This is a genomic window from Mesorhizobium sp. RSR380A, from assembly GCF_054719385.1.
The window spans coordinates 2,051,973-2,066,516 of sequence record NZ_JBTTIB010000001.1 but is presented as its reverse complement, the minus strand read 5'-3'; the positions used below and the strand labels follow the sequence as shown (position 1 = coordinate 2,066,516).

At 64.0% G+C, this 14,544-nt stretch carries 14 protein-coding genes; 8 read left to right on the top strand and 6 right to left on the bottom strand.

The window, feature by feature from the left end; genetic code table 11:
- From ACYG9Z_RS09970 to ggt, 3 genes are read left to right on the top strand one after another with little or no spacing between them, the layout of a single operon-like run.
- Complete coding sequence (locus ACYG9Z_RS09970) at positions 1–1,383, top strand: glutamine synthetase family protein (protein ID WP_023685714.1); 1,383 nt, start codon at positions 1–3, stop codon at positions 1,381–1,383.
- A gap of 2 nt (positions 1,384–1,385) precedes the next feature.
- Positions 1,386–2,687 (top strand): NAD(P)/FAD-dependent oxidoreductase, encoded by a 1,302-nt coding sequence (locus tag ACYG9Z_RS09965; protein ID WP_031201307.1) that lies wholly within the window; start codon positions 1,386–1,388, stop codon positions 2,685–2,687.
- A 41-nt stretch (positions 2,688–2,728) separates the two neighbouring features.
- A complete protein-coding gene (ggt, locus tag ACYG9Z_RS09960) occupies positions 2,729–4,315 on the top strand; it encodes a gamma-glutamyltransferase (protein WP_023751729.1) in 1,587 nt (528 codons plus the stop codon).
- Between the two features lie 22 nt (positions 4,316–4,337).
- Here the strand turns inward: ggt and ACYG9Z_RS09955 are convergent, their stop codons facing one another.
- The 5 genes from ACYG9Z_RS09955 to ACYG9Z_RS09935 all read right to left on the bottom strand — a co-directional run bounded on the left by ACYG9Z_RS09955 (position 4,338) and on the right by ACYG9Z_RS09935 (position 8,720).
- Positions 4,338–4,502 carry a hypothetical protein gene (locus ACYG9Z_RS09955; RefSeq protein ID WP_023698833.1) on the bottom strand — a complete coding sequence of 55 codons (165 nt, stop codon included), beginning with the start codon at positions 4,500–4,502 and terminating at the stop codon, positions 4,338–4,340.
- Positions 4,499–5,554 carry an ABC transporter ATP-binding protein gene (locus ACYG9Z_RS09950; protein ID WP_023707568.1) on the bottom strand — a complete coding sequence of 352 codons (1,056 nt, stop codon included), beginning with the start codon at positions 5,552–5,554 and terminating at the stop codon, positions 4,499–4,501. The genes ACYG9Z_RS09955 and ACYG9Z_RS09950 overlap by 4 nt, the downstream gene beginning before the upstream one ends.
- Before the next feature lie 11 nt (positions 5,555–5,565).
- Positions 5,566–6,399, bottom strand: a complete 834-nt coding sequence (locus tag ACYG9Z_RS09945; protein WP_023751730.1) for a carbohydrate ABC transporter permease — start codon at positions 6,397–6,399, stop codon at positions 5,566–5,568.
- Between the two features lie 10 nt (positions 6,400–6,409).
- The gene (locus tag ACYG9Z_RS09940) at positions 6,410–7,339 is read right to left on the bottom strand and encodes a carbohydrate ABC transporter permease (protein ID WP_155923888.1); all 930 of its coding nucleotides are present in this window, start codon (positions 7,337–7,339) and stop codon (positions 6,410–6,412) included.
- Positions 7,340–7,406: 67 nt separating this feature from the next.
- A complete protein-coding gene (locus ACYG9Z_RS09935; protein WP_023751732.1) occupies positions 7,407–8,720 on the bottom strand; it encodes an ABC transporter substrate-binding protein in 1,314 nt (437 codons plus the stop codon).
- A gap of 237 nt (positions 8,721–8,957) precedes the next feature.
- On the opposite strand from ACYG9Z_RS09935, the gene ACYG9Z_RS09930 reads away from it, so the two are divergent.
- From ACYG9Z_RS09930 to ACYG9Z_RS09910, 5 genes are read left to right on the top strand one after another with little or no spacing between them, the layout of a single operon-like run.
- A complete protein-coding gene (locus ACYG9Z_RS09930; RefSeq protein ID WP_023743084.1) occupies positions 8,958–9,635 on the top strand; it encodes a beta/alpha barrel domain-containing protein in 678 nt (225 codons plus the stop codon).
- Positions 9,635–11,092: a xylulokinase gene (locus ACYG9Z_RS09925; RefSeq protein WP_023751733.1), complete on the top strand. Its 1,458-nt coding sequence runs from the start codon at positions 9,635–9,637 to the stop codon at positions 11,090–11,092. The genes ACYG9Z_RS09930 and ACYG9Z_RS09925 overlap by 1 nt, the downstream gene beginning before the upstream one ends.
- Positions 11,093–11,106: 14 nt before the next feature.
- Complete coding sequence (locus tag ACYG9Z_RS09920; RefSeq protein WP_084566277.1) at positions 11,107–12,399, top strand: iron-containing alcohol dehydrogenase; 1,293 nt, start codon at positions 11,107–11,109, stop codon at positions 12,397–12,399.
- Between the two features lie 7 nt (positions 12,400–12,406).
- A complete protein-coding gene (locus ACYG9Z_RS09915) occupies positions 12,407–13,210 on the top strand; it encodes an HAD-IIB family hydrolase (RefSeq protein WP_023751735.1) in 804 nt (267 codons plus the stop codon).
- A gap of 2 nt (positions 13,211–13,212) precedes the next feature.
- On the top strand, positions 13,213–13,995 hold the full coding sequence (locus tag ACYG9Z_RS09910; protein WP_023712282.1) for a DeoR/GlpR family DNA-binding transcription regulator: 783 nt from the start codon (positions 13,213–13,215) through the stop codon (positions 13,993–13,995).
- 10 nt (positions 13,996–14,005) lie between these two features.
- Here the strand turns inward: ACYG9Z_RS09910 and ACYG9Z_RS09905 are convergent, their stop codons facing one another.
- Positions 14,006–14,518, bottom strand: a complete 513-nt coding sequence (locus ACYG9Z_RS09905) for an L-2-amino-thiazoline-4-carboxylic acid hydrolase (protein ID WP_023751736.1) — start codon at positions 14,516–14,518, stop codon at positions 14,006–14,008.
- Between the last annotated feature and the right edge of the window lie 26 nt (positions 14,519–14,544).

The following is a 14,544-nucleotide window of genomic DNA, read 5'->3' as shown; positions in this document are numbered from 1 at the left end:
ATGCAGGACAAAAATACCAACACCGCTCTCTTCACCGGCAACGATCCCAAGGCCTGGCTCGCCCAGCACGGCATCACGGAGGTCGAGTGCCTGGTGCCCGACATGAATGGCGTGCTGCGCGGCAAGGCGCTGCCGACGGTGAAATTCCTCAAGGCGCTGGAAGACCGCGCACTCTACCTGCCGAGCAGCGCTTTCCTGGTCAGCATCGATGGCCGCTACTCCGGTTCCATCGACGAAGGCTTTGCCTATCAAGACCCGGATATGCGCATGGTGCCTGATATGTCGACGCTGTGCCTGGCGCCGGGCGGTGGCGTCGGCAAAGCCTATGTCTTCGCCGACGCCTTCCACATGCAAGGCAAGCCCTGGATGGCCTCGCCACGACATGTGCTGCGCGCCGTGCTCGATCTCTACCGGAAGCGCGGTTGGCGCGCGGTGGTGGCGCCGGAAATCGAATTCTATCTGACCGCGCCCAATCCGAATCCCGACCAGCCGCTGACGGCACCGGTTGGCGCCAATGGCCGCGCCGAGGGCTCGCAGCATCCCTATGACATGGTGGCGCTGGAAGAATTCGAGCCGGTGATAAGGCGCGTCTATGATTATGCCGCAGCCGCCGGCCTGCCGCTCGACACGCTGATCCATGAGTCCGGCACCGCGCAGCTGGAGATCAATCTCTTGCACGGCGACGCGGTGCCGCTCGCCGACCAGGTGCTGCTGTTCAAGCGGCTGACTCGCCAGGCGGCGCAGCAGAGCGGCATGCACGCGACCTTCATGGCCAAGCCGATCGCGGCGCAGGCGGGAAGCTCGATGCATCTGCACATGTCTGTCGTCGATGAAACGACAGGCGCCGCGCTGTTTGCCGACAGAGATGATGCAGACACCGAAATGTTCGGCCATTTCATCGGCGGCCTGCAGAGATATGTGCCCGAGATCATGCCGCTGTTCGCACCCAACGTGAACTCGTTCCGCCGCATCCGGCCGAACCACAGCGCACCGGCCAACATCGAATGGTCGCATGACAACCGCTCTTGCGGCCTGCGCGTGCCGGCAGGTGGCCGCGCCGCCCGGCGGGTAGAGAACCGCTTGCCGGGAGCGGATTGCAATCCCTATCTGGCGATCGCCGGTTCGCTGCTTGCCGGCTATCTCGGCGTCGAGCAGAAGCTGGCGCGCTCGGCTGAGGCCTCGGGCAATGCCTACAGGATCAAAAGCACGCTGCCGAAAACGATGGAGGAGGCGCTTGATCGTTTCATTGCTTGCGAGCCGGTGCGGGCATTGCTCGGCGAGGATTTTTTCCAGACCTATCTGCGCGTCAAGAGCGTCGAACTCGACCTGTTCCAGAGCGTGGTGACGAGCTGGGAACGCGACCATTTGCTGCTGAAGGTGTGATCATGGCCTCCGGCTCAACAGGTTTCAATTCGAGCCTCGATATCGGCAATTCCTATTATGTCGCCACCGCCAATCCGGCGCCGGACCATCCGGCGCTGGTGGGAGATGTCGGCGCCGATCTGGTGGTGGTCGGCGGCGGCTGCACCGGCCTGTCGGCCGCCCTTCATGCCGCCGAGCGCGGCCTGAAGGTGGTGCTGCTCGAAGGCGGCAAGATCGGCTGGGGCGCGTCGGGCCGCAATGGCGGCCAGATGATCCCTGGCCTGCGCAAAGGCGCCAAGGGGTTGGTCAAGCTTTACGGCCCCGAGCGGGCGAAGGCGCTGTTCGACCTCGCCTTCGAGGCGCGGGGCCTGGTGCTCGACATCATCGAGCGCCACGCCATCGATTGCGATCTGCGGCTGACCGGCCATCTCGTCGGTGCCGTTAATGGCTCCGACCTCAGGGATCTCGAAGACGAGGCCAAATGCCTCGAGAGCGTGATGAAGTTCCGCGACGTCGAGATCCTGTCGGCGGCGCAGGCACGCGGCAAGGTGGACACGCCCTATCATGGCGCGATGTATGAGCCGCTTGGCGGCCATATGCATCCGCTGAACTACACGCTCGGCCTTGCCCGTGCCGCCGTGGCGGCCGGTGTCGTCATCCATGAAAATTCCGTCGCGGTAAAGCTGGAGCGCGAGCCTTCGATCCGGGTCTCGACGGCGCAGGGGTCGGTAAGGGCCAAACATGTCGTGCTGGCCGGCGACGCGTTGCTGCATGGGCTGGAGCCGCGCGTCAACAGCCGCATCATGCCGGTCGGCAACTACATCGTCGCCACCGAACCGCTGGAGGGCAAACACAATGTCATCCCGGCCAATGTCGCGGTGTCCGACACGCGCTTCGTCGTCAACTACTACCGCATGTCGGCGGACGGTCGGCTGCTGTTCGGCGGCGGCGAGCGCTACACGCCATCGCCGCCGGCCGACATCGCCGGCTTCGTGCGGCCGCACATGGAGGCCACCTTCCCGCAACTGAAGGGCTGCCGCATCGATCATGCCTGGGGCGGTCTGGTGTCGGTGACCACGTCGCGGCTGCCGCATGTCGGGCACTATGGCGAGGTCTATTTCGCGCATGGCTATTCCGGCAAGGGCGTCATCCTGTCAACGCTGTCGGGCAAGCTCTTGGCCGAAGCGATTACGGGCGACGCCTCGCGGCTGGACCTGTTCTCGACGCTGACGCCGATGCCGTTCCCGGGCGGTACAGCGCTGCGGGGCCCGCTCTATGTGCTGGGGATGTTGTGGTACGCCATGCGCGACCGCATCAAGCATTGAAGGCTGCGGCCGGCGGGCGCGAAATCATTGGAGGCGATTGCATGCGTGATTTTCAGTTCCCCGGCCGCTCGCCAGTTCGCGCGACAGAAGCGATGGCGGCGACATCGCATCCGCTGGCGACGCTGGCCGCCATCGACATGCTGCGCTCCGGCGGCAATGCCATGGATGCCGCTGTCTGCGCTGCGGCGGTGCAAGGCGTCGTCGAGCCGCAATCGACCGGCATCGGCGGCGACTGTTTTGTGCTCTACAGTCCCAAAGGCGAGGGCGATGTTCTCGCTTTCAACGGCTCGGGGCGTTCGCCCGCTGCGGCAACCGCCGAATGGTATCTGGAGCGGGGGCATAGCGAACTGCCTGCGGCCGGACCGCATGCCGTCACCATACCAGGCGCCATCGATGCATGGTGCCGGCTACTCGAGGACCACGGAAAAAAGGGCATCGACGCCGCGCTGGCGCCAGCCATTCGCTATGCCGAACAAGGCTGTGTCGTTTATGATCGCGTCGCCTTCGACTGGGCCGACGAGGTCGCCCTGCTCTCAGCCGATGAACACGCCGCGCGCATATTCCTGCCCGAGGGAAGGGCGCCGCAAGCCGGCGATGTGCATCGGCAGCCGCACTTGGCGGACACCTTGCGCATCATCGCCAACCGAGGCCGTGCAGGGTTTTATGAAGGTGAAGTCGCGGACGATCTGGTGGAACGTCTTCGCGCGCTGGGCGGGCTGCATGCATTGGAGGATTTCGCCGAGACCCAAGGCGACTACGTCACGTCGGTGAATACGTCCTATCGCGGCTACGATATCCATCAGATGCCACCGAACAATCAGGGCATGACGGCGCTGATCATGCTGAATGTGCTTTCGGGCTTCAGCCTTGGTTCGTTGGAGCCGAACAGTGCCCAGCGGCTGCATCTCGAGATCGAAGCCGGCCGGCTTGCCTACCAGGACCGCGATACTTTCATCGGCGACCAGGATTTCGTCCAGGTCCCCGTCGAACAACTGCTGTCGGCAGCTTATGCGGAGCGGCTGCGCGCCGCCATCGATCCGGCCCTCGCCATGACGCATCTGCCGCGGCTTGAGCTGCCGCGCAGCGACACCGTCTATATCTCCGTGGTCGACCGCGACCGCAATTCGGTCAGCTTCATCAACTCGACCTTCGGTTCCTTCGGCAGCGGCGTCGTCGGTCCCAAGACAGGCGTCGTGCTGCAGAATCGCGGCAGCAGTTTTCGCCTCACGGAAGGCCATCCAAATCGTATCGCGCCGCGAAAGCGACCGATGCACACCATCATGCCTGGCATGGCGACGCGAGGGGGTAAGGTGGTGATGCCGTTCGGGGTGATGGGCGGCGGCTACCAGCCGTTCGGCCATGTCCATCTGCTGACCAACATGATCGATTTCGGGATGGACCCGCAGCAGGCACTGGATGCGCCACGGGTGTTCTACAAGGACAATGCCGTGCTGGCCGAGCGCGGGATTCCGGCTGAGGCGATCGCCGGCCTGCGTCAGCGCGGCCATCAGGTTTCGATCGCCGAGGAGCCGCATGGCGGCGGCCAGTTGGTGCTGATCGATTGGGAAAAGGGCACGCTCACCGGTGCCTCCGATCCGCGCAAGGACGGTTGTGCGCTGGGCTACTGATCTGCGTTGCTGGAATGCGCATTCAGAACCAGATCAGCCAGACAAGCTGCAGGATTACCAGTGCAATGGCGTCCCAGAAGATGAGTTCGCCCATCGAGAACCAGCGCCGCGACCGGTTGAAGCTGTAGAACAGCCACCCGACCAAGGCTGCGGCGGCCAGCGGCACCAAAGCGAGCAGCGTGCTCACGGCAGTCGCGCTCCCGACACCGCATCGAATGTGTGCAGCGCCGCCGGCGGAAAGTGTAGATAAAGCGGCTGGCCGGGATCGAAAGCGCGATCGACATTCACGGTCCTGACGATCAGCGCGTTGGCCTCGCTCGTGGCGAAGATCAGCACGTCCGGCTCGACCGGTTCGACGACGTCGACGGCAAACAGGATGGCATAGCCGGCAGTCGCGTCGACAAGCTGGATCTGCTCGGGGCGAATGCCGAGCACGATGGGACCATCAGGCTTTCCCGGAAGCGGGCAAGTGAAACCGCTGGCGTGGAAGACGCCGGCGCGGACATCGCCATCGAACGTGTTCATCGCTGGACGGCCGATGAATTCAGCGATGAAGCGATTGGCAGGCCGCCGATAAATCTCGCGCGGGTCGTCGTACTGGATCAGTGCGCCTTCGCGCAACACCGCGACCCTGGTCGCCAGCGTCATCGCCTCTTCCTGGTCGTGTGTGACGAAGACGAAGGTCTTTTTCAGCTCGCGATGCAGACGCTTCAGCTCGGTGCGCATGTGGAGCCGCAACAAGGCGTCGAGATTGGACAGCGGCTCATCCATCAGACAGAGGCTAGGTTGCCAGACCAGGGCGCGGGCCACGGCGACGCGCTGCGCCTGGCCGCCCGACAATTGCGAAGGGCGGCGGTCGAGGTAACGGGTGATTTCGAGCAGCTCGGCCATGGCGCGGACGCAGCGGTCGAGCTCGGCAGCCGGCATCTTTCGGATGCGCAAGGGATAGGCGATGTTCTCGTAGACGCTCTTATGGCTGTAGAGCGCATAGTTCTGGAACACCATGCCCATGCCGCGCAGGCGCGGCGGCAGGTCGGTGACATCGCGACCCTCGACCATGATGCGCCCGGCGGTCGGCCGCTCCAGCCCGGCGAGCAGCCGGCAGGCTGTCGTCTTGCCCGAGCCGGAGGGCCCGAGCAGCACGAGGAATTCACCGGGCTCGAAAGCAAGGTCGAGCGCCTGCAGCGCCACCGTCCCATCGGGGAAAGCCTTGGTGACGCCGTCGAAAACAATTGCCATGCGAGATCCCTTCAACCCTTGACCGCGCCGAAGGTGAGGCCGCGGACGAGCTGTTTCTGGACAAGGAAAGTGAAAAGCACGATCGGCAGCGTCGCCACGATGGCGACCGCCGCGACTTGGCCCCATAGCGTGCCATGCGGCGTCACCAGCCCCGGTATGCCGACGGTCAGCGGCCGCCCGTCGAAGGCGACGAGGATGAAGGCGTAGAGGAACTCGTTCCATGACAGGATGAAGCAGAGCACGGCCGTCGCGCCGATGCCGGGCGCGGCCAGCGGTGCAACGACGAAGAAGAAGGCGCCGAGCCGCGAGCGGCCGTCCATCATCGCGGCCTCGTCGATCTCCCTGGGGATTTCGGCGAAGAAGCCGCGCATCATCCAGACGACGAGCGACAGGTTGAAGGAGGTGTGGGCGATCACAACGGCGTAGATGGTGTCGATCAGGCCCAGCGAGGTGAAGAACAGGAACAGCGGCACGGCGATTGAGATCGGCGGCGCCATGCGCGTGGTCAGGAAGAAGAAGAACAGGTCTTCCTTGCCGGGAAAATCCGAGCGGGCAAAGCCATAGGCCGCTGGCGCGCCGATGACGATGCAAAGTATGGTCGACGACACCGAGATCAGCACCGAATTGATCGCCAGCGGCCAGTATTCCTTGTCGATGAAGACCGCCGGATAGTTGGAGAACGTCGGCGTAAAAGCCCATTTTGGCACCGAGGACAACAGGTCGACGCGGTTCTTGAACGAGGCCAGCACCATCCAGACGTAGGGCGTCAAGGCCACCACGACAGCGACCAGCAGCACGGCCCAGGCAAAACTGCTCCAGGCGCGGTTGGTGGATTGATCGATCATCGCAGCGCCCTCAAAACGACGCCGCCTGCTTGCGGCTCGACCAGTAGACGGCCTTGTAAAAGACGGAGCACAGGATCAGCACGACGAGATAGATCATGAAGGCGACCGCGGCGCCGTAGCCGAGGTCCCAGTTGCGGAAGTTGACGCGGTAGGCGTAGATCGACACCAGTTCGGTCAGCGTTCCCGGACCGCCGCCGGTCATCAGGAAAACCTTGTCGAACTCCTTGAACGCGTCGATGCCGCGCAGCAATAGCACCAGCGCGATGACGGGCCGCAGCAGCGGCAGCATGACATCGCAAAAGATCTGAAACGGTTTTGCGCCATCCATCATCGCCGCCTCGAACGGCGCGCGCGGCAGGCTCATCATCCCGGCGAGCATGATCAGGGTGACGAAAGGCGTCCACTGCCAGACATCGATGGCGACGATGGTCGGAAACACCAGGTCGGGTGCCGAAAGCACCGCCGAATTCTGCGCAAGCAGGCCGACCTTGCGCATGTAGAAGGTGAGCATGCCGAAATCGCCCTGCAACAGCAGCCGCCAGATCAGCCCGACGGCGACCGGCGCGATCATCATCGGGATGAGCAGGAGTGTGGTGAGAAGCCGCTGGCTGGCGACGAAGCGGAAGATCAGGAAGGCCAGCGCAAAGCCGAGCAGGAATTCCAGGCCGACGGCGATGATGACGAATTTCAGCGTCAGCAGGAACGATGCCCAGAAGAATGGGTCGTTGCGCATCAGCTTGCGGAAATTGTCGAAACCGACGAAGGCGCCCGCATGGCTGGCGTCGGCGAAGCTGAGGTCGGTCAGCGCGGTGTAGACCATGTAGTAGAACGGGCCGACCAGGAAGACGACGACGAGCAGCGTCGCCGGCAGCATCAAGAGCGGCCCCACCCCACGGTCGAGAAGCGGCATTCCGCGCGGCGATGGAGTGCGGTTCGTCACGGGCGTTTCCTGCGGACAAGAACGGCTACCCGCTTGTGCGGGTAGCCTCTGCGCGACATCTCAAGGCCTATCGTGCCGGATAGGTCATGGGTGCGCAAGAACCGAGCAGTGTCGAGATGTCGGTGGCGGCGGTGTCGAGGGCGGCCTGCGCCTCCTTTTCGCCGGCGAGGTAGGATGACAGTTCGCGCACCAGTATGTCGGTCATCTCGGCCGATTGCGGCAGCGTCGCCTTCGGCACCGCATGCTCGTTGGCCTCCATCGACGCCTTGGCGTAGGGCAGTTTCTGCACCTCCGCCGAGGCATAGACATCGGGCCGGCCCGAGGCGCCGCCATTGAGATGCTGCTCGAGCTGGCGGTCATAGCCCATCATCCACTGGACGAAGAGGAAGGCGGCCTGCTGGTTCTTCGAATAGACCGGGATCAGATAGGTCCAGCCCTCGACCTGGCCGATCTTGCCGCCGTCGCCTTGCGGCACGAGATCGAAGCCAACCTTGCCGACCACGGTGGAGGCCGTGGTGTCGACCGATACGGCATAGGTTGCGTCGTTCCACATGATCAGCTCGGTGACCTTGGCTTGCTGCATCAGCGCCATGACATCATCCCAGAAATAGTTGAGGCTGTCCGGCGGCGAGAATTGCAGCAGGCTCTTGTAATATTCGAGCGAGGCGACGGCCTTGGGGCTGTTGACGATGACCGGGCCGCAGGCCGAGCCGCTCTTCACGTCGAGCACGTCGCCGCCGAAGGAATAAAGGAAGTTGAGCCACTCATACCACAGCGCCTCGTGGCGCTTGCCCTGCAGGGCGGTGCCGTAAAAGCCCTGGTCGGGGCGATAGAACCATTCGGCGATATCGCGATATTGCTTCCAGTCCTTGGCGGGAGCGAGGTCGTAGCCATACTTGGCCTTGAAGCCTGCCTGCTCCTTGGGATCGGCGAGCAGGTCCGAGCGATACCACATGAACATGTTGAGCACTGTGAAGGGGAAGCCGTACTCCTTGCCGTCATACCAGGAGATTTCGTGCCAGGCGGTCTGGTAGAGCTGCTTCTCCGGCTCGAAGCTCGGATCGCGCAAAGCCGGGTCGGCCATCATCTTGGCGATTTCGACCAGATGGTTGTTGGTGGCGAACTTGCCGAGTTCGCGATGCGGCTGGATGATGACGTCGTAGCGGCCGCGGTGCGAGTTGAGATCGAGCTGCACCTTGTTGACGGCTTCCGAGTGCTCGTACATCTCGACTTCGACATGGATGCCGGTCTGTTTTTCAAACTCCGGCGCCATCTTCTTCAGCGCTTCGAGCGGCGGCAGCGCCTCGCCGACCATGCGGATGGTCTGGCCGCTATAGGGTTTCGACGCCTCTTTCAGATCCCACGCGGCCGCTTGTGTCACTTGCCACGTCAGGGGCCACACAAATACGGCTGCGACGAGCAGTCTGGACGCAGTACGTCTCAGCGGCTTGAGCATTCTTCCCTCTCCCTAGAAGTCGTGCCTGGCGGGCTGGCGCCCGTTCTGTCATAAAATGTGTGGTACTGCAAATCAAAATGTGGCACCTTGCAACAAATGGCTGGGAGGTGTTAACAGACCGGCAGCAAACCGGCTTTCCCGACCAGGCGAGGGACCTTTCGGATGGACTTCATCTTCATGCTGACGCGCAACGATCGCACGGTCGAGGACTGTCTCGACCTGGTCGAATTGATTGAGCCGGTCGGCCTGAAGCATGTCGGCTTCAAGGATATTGGCGTCGCGCCGGATGTGCTGCGCAAGCTCGCTGTCGCCATTGGCCGGACAGGCGCCACCACTTACATGGAAGTTGTCTCGACGACGGCTGAGGCCTGCCTTAATTCCGCGCGCATCGCCAGGGATCTCGGCGTCCGGCGCCTGCTCGGTGGAACCCAGGTCGACGAGATCATGGCGTTGCTGGAGGGGAGCGGCACCGAATACTACCCTTTTCCGGGTCGGCCGGTCGGCCATCCGACCAAGCTCGGCGGTTCGGCCGAGGATGTCGAGGCCGACTGCCGCGCCTTCGCCGAGAAGGGTTGTGCGGGATGCGACATCCTCGCCTATCGCGCCACCGAGGCCGACCCGGCCGAACTGGTGCGCGCAGCCCGGCGCGGGCTTGGTCCGTCGCGGCATCTGATCGTCGCCGGCGCCGTGGCATCAGCCGATCGGATCAAGGCGATCAAGCTGGCCGGCGCCAACGCTTTTACCATTGGCACAGCGGTGTTCGACGGTTCCTATTCGCCGACGAAAGGTTCTATCCTCTCGCAACTGCGGGATGTTCTCGCGGATTGCGAGCGTGTCTAATGCCAGTCATCGGCATCGATCTCGGCACACAAAGCCTGAAGGCGATCGTTGTCGATGACGAATTGCGGCTGCGTGGCGAGGCCGCTGTGTTGTACCAGCCGGCCTTCCCGGCGCCCGGCTGGGCCGAACAGAATCCGGCGCTGTGGCTGGCGGCGCTCAAGCCGGCCATTGCCGGCGCGCTCGACAAGGCTGGGCTTGCGCCGTCCGACATCAAGGGCATTGCCATTGCCGGCCAACTCGACGGCTGTGTTGCGGTCGACAGCAGCGGCCAGGCCCTGACGCCGTGCATCATCTGGATGGATCGGCGCGCGGCGGCAGAGATCGCCGCCATCGATCCGGACTTCATCCGCGAGCGCACCGGTCTCGTTCTGGACGCCACGCATATGGCGGCGAAAATCCGCTGGGCCGCGCGCAACCTGCCCGAAGCGCGCCGAGTGGCGCTCTGGCATCAACCGGTATCATTCGTGGTCGCAGCGTTGTGCGGTCGTGCCGTCATCGATCACGCGCTGGCCTCGACGACCATGCTCTATGGGCTGAAGGAGCACAACTATGCCGGCGATCTGCTGGCGGCCTTCGACATCGATGCAGATAAATTGCCCGGCATCGACGATGCATCTGAGATCGCCGGCGCCTTGACCCACGCCGGCGCCGAGCTCACCGGTCTGCCTGTGGGCACGCCGCTGGCGGTCGGCACCGGCGATGATTTTTCGGCCGCCATAGGCGCCGGGGTTGTCGTGCCCGGTGTCGTCGCCTGCAATCTCGGCACGGCCGAAGTGGTCGGCGCGGTGTCCGGCACGCTTCGCCTCGACCCCGGCGGCCTGGTCGAGACCCATGGCTTTCTCGGCAACGGCTATTTCATCTCCAATCCCGGATGGCTCTCGGGCGGCGCGGTGACGTGGTTTCTAACAACCTTCGGCGTCGATTCGCCGGCGGCGATGTCGGAACTGGCGGCGACGGTGGTTGCCGGCAGCGACGATTTGCTGTTCTTGCCCGCGTTGTCCGGTGCCATGGCGCCGCGCTGGATCGCCGAAGCGCGTGCCGCTTTCTACGGCCTGACATCCTTCCACGGCAAAGCCGCTTGTGCCCGTGCCGTGCTGGAGGGCTGTGCCTTTGCCATGCGCGACGTGGTCGACCGGCTGGACGATCTCGATATCGCGACGGATCGCATCCGGCTCTCAGGCGGTGGCGCGCGCAGCCGGGTATGGGCGCAAATCCGTGCCGATGTCAGCGGCAGGCCGGTCGAGATCGCGGGTGCGGCCGATGCCTCGCCGATCGGTGCGGCAATCCTTGCCGCCGCAGCCATCGGCCTTACCTCCTCAGTGCAGCAGGCGGCTGAAAGGCTGGCCGGCCACATCGAGACGATCGACCCTGATCCTTCCGCCAAGGCCGCCTACGACAGAAGTTACCGCCGGTATCGCACCTTGTTCGATGCCCTGACCCCGCTTCATGCTGACTGACCGGACTGCATCCTATGTCCAGACAAATGCTCGATCGCCTTATTGCCGGCACGCTGCCTGACCCGGACAGCCAGGGAATGCTGTCGGTGCCGCTGAAGACCATCGTCATAGGGCGCGGTCTCGGCGATGAAGCCGATGCGCTGGTCAAGCCGCTGCCGCTCGGCCGCAGGCTCGCCGTTGTCATGGATCCCGACACAAGGCTGGCTCTCGGCGAGAGAGTGTCGATTGCGCTGCGCGGCTCCAGCGATGTCGACAAGATCATCCTGCCGCGCCATCCGCATCCCGACATGGACGCCGTGCGATCGGTGATCGCCCGCACGAAAGACGCCAGCGGTCTGGTCGCGGTCGGATCGGGCTCGATCAATGACATCACCAAATATGCCGCCCATCTGACCCAAAAGCCCTATGCGGTGTTCGGCACCGCGCCGTCGATGAACGGCTACACCTCGGTGTCTGCGGCAATCACAGAGGACGGCCTGAAGAAATCGCTGACGGCGAGCCTGCCGGTCGGTGTCTTCCTCGATCTCGATGTCATGGCGCGAGCGCCGCACCGGCTGATCGCTGCCGGCTTCGGCGATTCGATGGCGCGGCCGACCGCGCAGACCGATTGGCTGATGGCGCATCTGTTGCTCGGCACGCCCTACCGGGAGGCGCCGTTCATGCTTCTGGCCGAGGACGAGGAGGCGCTTATCGCCAAAGCCGGCGAACTCGGGACCGGCGACATTGAGGCGATGGAAGTGCTGGTGCGCACGCTGGTCATGTCGGGCCTTGGCATGACTTTGTGCGGCGGCTCCTATCCGGCCAGTCAGGGCGAACATCTCATCGCCCACTATATCGACATGCGGGGCCAGGGATTGCCCGAAGCGCATCACGGCGAGCACATAGCGGTGACGACGTTGACGATGGCGCGGCTGCAGGAACGCGTGCTGGCGCTGCGGGAATTGCAGCTCGCGCCCTCCGCCGATACGCCAGACCGCTTCATCGAAATCTTCGGCGAAACGCTCGGACGTTCCTGCTGGGCGGCATTCAAGCCCAAGCTGCTGGACCGCGAACGGGCAGACGTCATCAACACCATGCTGGCCAGGCAATGGCGCTCGCATCGTGAAAGGCTGGTGCGGGTGGCACGCCCGGCGCGCGAGATCGCGGCAGCACTGCGCGCCGCCGGCGCGCCGACCACGCCGCAGGAGGTTGCCATACCGGCTGGCTTCTACGACGAGGCGGTCGCCAATGCCCGGCTGATCCGCGACAGGTTCACCATGCTCGACGTCGCGGCTGCCTCGCTCGAAACGGTTGCGGCGGGAGCCTGAGCGGGTGCTGCGTCCGCTTGCCGACTTCACCGCGCTGGACCGGCGCAACATCGCCGTCGTGCTGACCGATATAGACGACACCTTGACCGACAAGGGACGGCTGCCGGCAAAGGCCTATGTGGCGCTGGAGCGGCTGAAGCAGGCCGGCTTCATTGTCGCGCCGGTTACCGGCCGCCCTGCCGGCTGGTGCGACCTGATCGCCCGGCAATGGCCGGTGGACGGCGTGATCGGCGAGAACGGCGCCTTCTATTTCCGCTACGACGACGCCAAAAAGCGGATTGTTCGCCACTACGCCAAGAGCGCTGCCGAACGGCAGGCCGATGCCGCGCGCCTCAAGGAGATCGAGCAAACCGTTCTGCGCGAAGTTCCGGGTGCGGCGGTCGCGGCCGACCAGGCCTATCGCGAGGCCGATCTGGCGATCGATTTTTGCGAGGACGTGGCGCCGCTGCCCAAAACCGAGGTTCTGAAGATCGTCGGCGTCTTCCAGCGCTATGGCGCGACGGCGAAAATCTCGTCCATCCACGTCAATGGCTGGTTCGGCAAATACGACAAACTGTCGACAAGCCGGCTATTCTTGCGGGACTGTTTCGGTATAGATATCGACCACGACAAGGACAGCATTGTCTTCGTCGGCGATAGTCCAAACGATGCACCAATGTTCGGCTTCTTCCCCAACAGCGTCGGCGTCGCTAATGTGCTGGACTTCGCCGGCGAGCTTCCTGCGTCTCCCGCCTTCGTCACAAGAGGGCGCGGCGCGGAGGGATTTGCCGAGCTTGGCGACGCGCTGATTGCTGCAAAGGGAATGGAATAGTCATGGACCAAGGCCGACTGACGAAGAAGGAGCGGCACGCGCTTATCCTTTCGGAAGTGCGCCGGTCGGCGTCGATACGCATCTCCAAGCTCGCACGGCGCATCGGCGTCGCCGGCGAGACCATCCGCCGCGATCTCATCGAACTCGGCGATGCCGGGCTGATCAACCGCACCTATGGCGGTGCGACGATCTCGCTGGTGACATCAGAACCGGTGATTTCGGAGCGTGGCCTGACCCTGATCGAGGAGCGCGCCCGAATCGGCCGCGGCGCGGCAAGCCTTGTCGAGAAGGGCCAGATCGTGATGATCGATGGCGGTTCGACCACCTATGAGGTGGCGCGCAACCTTTCGCAGCTGAAGCGCGACCTGACCATCATCACCAATTCCACCGGCGTGGCCTCGGTGGCGGGCGCCAATCCGACCTTTCGGGTGCTGCTCTGCCCCGGGACCTATGATAGCCGGGAAGGCAGCGTGTTGGGCGAAGACACCGTCGAGTTCCTGCGCCGCTACAATGCCGACGTCGCCATTATCGGCGCATCGGGGATAAGCGCCGATGGTCCGAGCGACATGATCTCGGGCGCCGCGGCCGTTAAACGCGCAATGATATCGCGTTCACTGTCGACGGTGCTGGTGGTGACCCACGACAAGTTTGGCCGCAGCAGTCTGGAACGCATCTGCGGGCTCGATGACATTGCCGATATCGTCACCGACAGCGAACCGAAGGCCGACCTGCGCACTGCTGCCGAACAGGCGGGCACGGAGATGCATGTGTTTGCCGCCGACTGATCAGCATTGGCTATCCGGCGGCATCCCGGTTGGTCAGCGCGATGTGGCAGCAGCCGGAGCCGTGGCCCGGCGTCCAGGTGACATTGTCGAAGCGCACGCCCGTTGCCTCGAACAGACCACGGTCGAAAGCGCCGGCGATGCGGCAGAGCGTGGCGAGTTTTTCATCACCGACACCGGCCTCGACCCAGGCGTCCTTCAGCGGACAACGCTTCACCTTGAAGGCGATGTGGTCCGGCCCGCGCTCGACATCGGTCGGATACATCAGGCCGCCATCCGGGCTGACGGCCAAAAATGCCTCGCCGATGGCCGGCGCGTCGTTAGGTCCGAAACGGGCGAAGGCGGCCGCCGCCACCTCCTTGCCGCGCTGCTCGATGGTGCGGATCATGATCGCCTCGGCCTTTTCCGCGCCGAGTTCGCCGGTCAGCTCGTCGAGAAACAGACGGTAGAGATCGGCGCGGGTGCGGAAGGCGGAATCGAGTTCGCGCGAGAGTTTTTCGGCTCTGGGTGCTTCGGGATCGGTCATGATGTGTCCTTGCCTTTGACCATGAT

What these genes read in the sequence shown, in the direction of transcription:
- ACYG9Z_RS09970 (WP_023685714.1), top strand. Translation starts at nt 1, where the DNA reads ATGCAGGACAAAAATACCAACACCGCTCTCTTCACCGGCAACGATCCC.
- ACYG9Z_RS09945 (WP_023751730.1), bottom strand. Translation starts at nt 6,399, where the DNA reads ATGATCGATCAATCCACCAACCGCGCCTGGAGCAGTTTTGCCTGGGCC.
- ACYG9Z_RS09925 (WP_023751733.1), top strand. Translation starts at nt 9,635, where the DNA reads ATGCCAGTCATCGGCATCGATCTCGGCACACAAAGCCTGAAGGCGATC.
- ACYG9Z_RS09965 (WP_031201307.1), top strand. Translation starts at nt 1,386, where the DNA reads ATGGCCTCCGGCTCAACAGGTTTCAATTCGAGCCTCGATATCGGCAAT.
- ACYG9Z_RS09920 (WP_084566277.1), top strand. Translation starts at nt 11,107, where the DNA reads ATGTCCAGACAAATGCTCGATCGCCTTATTGCCGGCACGCTGCCTGAC.
- ggt (WP_023751729.1), top strand. Translation starts at nt 2,729, where the DNA reads ATGCGTGATTTTCAGTTCCCCGGCCGCTCGCCAGTTCGCGCGACAGAA.
- ACYG9Z_RS09950 (WP_023707568.1), bottom strand. Translation starts at nt 5,554, where the DNA reads ATGGCAATTGTTTTCGACGGCGTCACCAAGGCTTTCCCCGATGGGACG.
- ACYG9Z_RS09930 (WP_023743084.1), top strand. Translation starts at nt 8,958, where the DNA reads ATGGACTTCATCTTCATGCTGACGCGCAACGATCGCACGGTCGAGGAC.
- ACYG9Z_RS09905 (WP_023751736.1), bottom strand. Translation starts at nt 14,518, where the DNA reads ATGACCGATCCCGAAGCACCCAGAGCCGAAAAACTCTCGCGCGAACTC.
- ACYG9Z_RS09910 (WP_023712282.1), top strand. Translation starts at nt 13,213, where the DNA reads ATGGACCAAGGCCGACTGACGAAGAAGGAGCGGCACGCGCTTATCCTT.